The following is a 3,650-nucleotide window of genomic DNA, read 5'->3' on the forward strand; positions in this document are numbered from 1 at the left end:
GGGGAAAGCGCCGTCGCCGCGGCGCGGGAGGAACCGAAGGGCCCGGATTCCCGGCCAACGCCGCTGGTATCCCCCGTGGCTGAGGTTCAATGCAGTCGCGCCGCTTTGCCGGCGCACTCCAAAGCAGTCCGGAATCCATAAAGAGCCTCACGCGAATCCGCACGCATCCTCATTCGCTGGCACCCAATTTGCTATGGCTAATGACAAGCAATGGCAAGCCACCGCACGCGGTTGGGATCGGGCCAGCATGGGCGACTATGTGATGATTGTTTTGGGTACCGCGCTGGTGAACAACGTGGTCCTGGTCAGGTTCCTAGGGCTGTGTCCCTTCATGGGGGTATCCAATAAGCTGGACTCCGCGCTGGGTATGGGTCTGGCTACGACCTTTGTGCTAACCCTGGCCGCAGTGGCCGGTTGGCTGCTGGAGCATGTCTTGCTCGGTCCGTTGGATCTGGGTTATTTACGCATCCTGACCTTTATCCTGGTCATTGCCGCGGTAGTCCAATTCACCGAGATGATGGTACGCCGGCTCTCACCGACCCTGTATCAGGTACTCGGGATCTTTCTCCCCCTGATTACGACCAACTGTGCCGTGCTGGGAGTCGCTCTGCTGAATAGCCGGGAGGAATCCAGCTTTTTGGCAAGCCTCGCCTACGGGTTCGGGTCCGCGCTAGGCTTTACGCTGGTCATGGTAATGTTCGCTGGGATGCGCGAGCGCCTGGCCCTGATGCAGGTCCCCGCCACCTTTGCCGGCACCCCGATCGCCCTGGTGAGCGCCGGGCTCTTGTCCCTTGCCTTCATGGGTTTTGCCGGCATCGCCGGGGGCTAATACCGGCTGCCGAGAATAACCCAGCAGTGCCGAAGTACAAATAACATGGGAACCGTTTTTTCCGCCAATGAACGCGAATCAACACAAATCGGTGACCAAAGATCAGATTATCTCTTCTATCTGCAGATCACGCAGATTGTTTCGTTTTTAATCTGCGGGAATCTGCGTAATCTGCGGATAGATTAAAGCTATCGGATAATTTTCCTATGCTCAATTTTAACCTCGGTTCGGCATCACCGATGGTTCTTGATCCATCGGTAGTTGAGATCATCCCTATCAGAGAGGACTCAAGCATGCTTGTCGCAATTGCCAGTCTTACCCTTCTGGGTGTAACCCTCGGGTGGCTCCTCGGGCTCGCCGCCCGCTACCTGAAGGTGGAAGGCAACCCGCTGGTCGAGCAGGTGGAGGCCCTGCTGCCGGGCTCCCAGTGCGGCCAATGCGGCCTCCCCGGCTGCGGCGCGGCCGCCCAGGCGCTGGCGGAGGGCCGGGCGCCCCTAACCCTGTGCCCGGCGGTAGACCGCGCCCTGGCGGAGGAGTTGGCGCAGCTGTTGGGCGCCAGTGCCGACCTGTCGGCCGTCGCGGACCAGACGCCCGTCATCGCCCACATCCATGAGCAGCTGTGTGTCGGCTGCACCAGGTGCTTCAAACGCTGTCCGACCGATGCCATCCTCGGCGGCCCCAAGATGATCCATGCGGTATTTGCAGACGCCTGCATCGGCTGCCAAAAGTGCTTCGAGGTTTGCCCCACCGAGGGCATCGAGATGCGCCCCATCGAGGCCACTCTCCAGACCTGGTATTGGCCGCAACCAGCATTGGCCGGCTGAAAGAAGCCTTATCCGCAACTCAACCCAAGGTAGGGTGGACTGTGCCCACCGATGCGGCACCTACCCGGTGGGCACAGCCCAATATTGGTGGGCACAGCCCACCCTACGGCTCCTGTTCGCAACCCGAGGTTCCGAGCCAGATGAGGCTATTCAAGATCCGCGGCGGCGTGCATCCGGAAGACCGCAAGCTGCTTTCCGCCGCGGAGCCGATTGCGGACCTACCCTTGCCCCCGCTGCTGCACATCCCCCTGCAACAGCACATCGGCGCACCCGCGACGCCTGCGGTACGCCGGGGTGAGCAGGTCGCCAAGGGGCAGCTCCTGGCCCCCAACCAGGGCCAGCTATCCGCCCCCGTACACGCGCCGACTTCCGGGCGGATCGTGGGTATCGGGAGCTTCCCGGCGCACCATGCCTCAGGGCTCAATGTGCGCACCATCTCGTTGCAGCCGGATGGCGAGGACCGGTGGTCCAACGCCATCGAGGGGATCGCCGATCCCTTTGCCCTCGCCCCGGCGGAGATCGCCGCCCGGGTCTCCGCCGCTGGTATCGTCGGCATGGGCGGCGCCACCTTCCCCTCCGCGGTCAAGCTCAACCTACGGGAGCGTTACCGGCTGCATACCCTGGTTATCAACGGCGCGGAGTGCGAGCCCTATCTCACCTGTGATGACCGCCTGATGCGCGAGCAGGCCGCGGCGGTGGTCGACGGGGTTCGGATCATGGCCCACGCCCTGGGCGTTACCCGCATCCTGATCGGCATCGAGAACAACAAGCCGGACGCGCAGGCGGCGATGGAGCAGGCGGCGCGACTCGACGACCGGATTCGGGTCGTCCATCTGCCGACTCGCTACCCCATGGGCTCGGAGAAGCACCTGGTACAGACCCTGATCGGCCGTGAAACCCCGGCGCGCGGACTGACTGCCGACGTGGGCGTCGTGGTCCACAACCCGGCCACGGCCTTCGCGGTGCACGAGGCCCTGCGTTACGGCCGCCCGCTGGTGTCGCGCGTCATGACGGTTAGCGGCGGTGCCATCCGCCGACCCGGCAATCTCCGGGTCCCCCTGGGCACGCCGTTGCAATATCTCATCGACCATTGCGGCGGATTCGAGGTCGAGCCCGCCCGGCTGATCAGCGGTGGTCCCATGATGGGACAGCCCCTCCCGAGCACGCGGGTACCGGCGGTCAAGGGCAGCAACGGCCTGTTGGCCCTGACCGTGGAGGAGTCGAAGTGGCGCGCGACCATGCCGTGCATCCGCTGCGCCGGTTGTGTGCGGGCCTGCCCCTGTGGCCTGCTGCCCCTGGAGATGGCCACCCACGCCCGGACCGGCGACCTGGAGAGGGTCGCGGACTTGGGGTTGATGGACTGTATCGGCTGCGGCTCCTGTGCCTATGTTTGCCCGTCCCATATCCCCTTGGTGCAGTATTTCAACTACGCCAAGGGAGAGCTGGCCGCCCGTGGGCGGATCAAGCAGAAACGGATCGAAACCAAACGCCTGGCCGAACAGCGCGCGCAACGGATGGCGGCGATCCAGCGCGCCAAACGGGAGGCCATGGCGCAACGCAAACGCGCGGCGGCCGCCCAGAAATCGCAAGCGACTAATACAGATTGAGTATGGGAAAAATAAGCCGGTGGTTTCAATCTATCCGCAGATTACGCAGATTTTCGTAGATGAAAAACGAAATAATCTGCGCAATCTGCGGATAGAAAGAAGAATCTGATCTTTTGCGACCGATTTGCGTTTATTGGCGTTCATTGGCGGAAAAAATGATTCCCATGTTATCGGTACTTCGGCATCACTGGACTAGTACCTAGTTTCGATCGATATTGCTAGGGGGTGTTCGCAATTAACAAACGATCTAATCTTCGCTATCTCGAACCACGGATAGACACGGATAGACACGGATTGGTCTCCATCCGTGTCGATCCGTGTTCATCCGTGGTTCGCTTTCCGGTTGTTATCTGCACTGACCAACGGTTTTCACAGGTCAGATGGCTGCAA

The 3,650-nt window shown here is 61.8% G+C and carries 3 protein-coding genes; all 3 read left to right on the plus strand.

Annotated elements, in window-relative coordinates:
• Nucleotides 1-247 precede the first annotated feature (247 nt).
• The gene (gene rsxA / locus BQ17_RS02015) at nt 248-829 is read left to right on the plus strand and encodes an electron transport complex subunit RsxA (protein WP_089724069.1); all 582 of its coding nucleotides are present in this window, start codon (nt 248-250) and stop codon (nt 827-829) included.
• 293 nt (nt 830-1,122) lie between these two features.
• Nucleotides 1,123-1,653, plus strand: coding sequence for an RnfABCDGE type electron transport complex subunit B (locus BQ17_RS02020; protein ID WP_089724070.1), 531 nt, complete (start codon nt 1,123-1,125; stop codon nt 1,651-1,653).
• Nucleotides 1,654-1,793: 140 nt separating this feature from the next.
• On the plus strand, nt 1,794-3,260 hold the full coding sequence (gene rsxC, locus BQ17_RS02025) for an electron transport complex subunit RsxC (RefSeq protein ID WP_089724068.1): 1,467 nt from the start codon (nt 1,794-1,796) through the stop codon (nt 3,258-3,260).
• Nucleotides 3,261-3,650: the final 390 nt, after the last annotated feature.

It is taken from the genome of Candidatus Thiosymbion oneisti, assembly GCF_900092655.1.
Classification (GTDB): domain Bacteria; phylum Pseudomonadota; class Gammaproteobacteria; order Chromatiales; family Chromatiaceae; genus Thiosymbion; species Thiosymbion oneisti.

Excerpts from the sequence above, each read along its gene's own strand:
- rsxC (WP_089724068.1), top strand. The coding sequence starts at position 1,794 with ATGAGGCTATTCAAGATCCGCGGCGGCGTGCATCCGGAAGACCGCAAG.
- rsxA (WP_089724069.1), top strand. The coding sequence starts at position 248 with ATGGGCGACTATGTGATGATTGTTTTGGGTACCGCGCTGGTGAACAAC.
- BQ17_RS02020 (WP_089724070.1), top strand. The coding sequence starts at position 1,123 with ATGCTTGTCGCAATTGCCAGTCTTACCCTTCTGGGTGTAACCCTCGGG.